Below are 549 nucleotides of genomic sequence, written 5' to 3'. Positions count from 1 at the left end.
CCCTGCACCTGCCCCGGATCACGGATGTCGCACGGCAGGAATTCGACCACCCGGCCGTCCACCTCCACCGGCGCCTCCCCCGGCCGGCGGGCGCAGGCCACCACCGTCGCACCCGCCCGCAGGAACGTGCGGCTGATGCCCGCGCCCACCCCGCGAACACCGCCGGTCACCAGCACGACACTTCCGGTCATGTTAGAACCTGTTTCCATCGTGCTACCCTACCAAGCAATTGCTTGGTGAGTGAAGTCGCGGCGTGGAGGAGAAAAGAAAATGGGGATCCGGACTGACAATGAGACCGGGGGCATCACCACGGTCACCGTCGACTACCCGCCCGTGAACGCCATCCCGTCCCGGGGCTGGTTCGAGTTGGCCGACGCCGTACTCGACGCGGGCCGGAATCCGGACACCCACGTGGTGATCCTGCGAGCGGAGGGACGCGGGTTCAACGCCGGCGTCGACATCAAGGAAATGCAGGCCACCGACGGTTACGGCGCGCTGGTCGACGCCAACCGGGGCTGCGCGGCCGCGTTCGCCGCCGTCTACGACTGC

General features: G+C 68.1%; 1 protein-coding gene and 1 pseudogene. One reads left to right on the top strand and one right to left on the bottom strand.

Annotated elements, in window-relative coordinates:
* A partial coding sequence (locus AC1D1G_RS45860) for an SDR family NAD(P)-dependent oxidoreductase (protein WP_477957018.1) occupies positions 1-191 on the bottom strand: 191 nt, incomplete at its 3' end.
* A 79-nt stretch (positions 192-270) separates the two neighbouring features.
* On the opposite strand from AC1D1G_RS45860, the pseudogene echA20 reads away from it, so the two are divergent.
* Positions 271-549, top strand: a pseudogene (echA20, locus tag AC1D1G_RS45855) ((7aS)-7a-methyl-1,5-dioxo-2,3,5,6,7,7a-hexahydro-1H-indene-carboxyl-CoA hydrolase); the annotation flags it as partial.

The sequence above is a fragment of the Rhodococcus sp. P3_B8 genome, from assembly GCF_056402775.1.
This window is presented reverse-complemented; position numbering and strand designations above follow the sequence as displayed.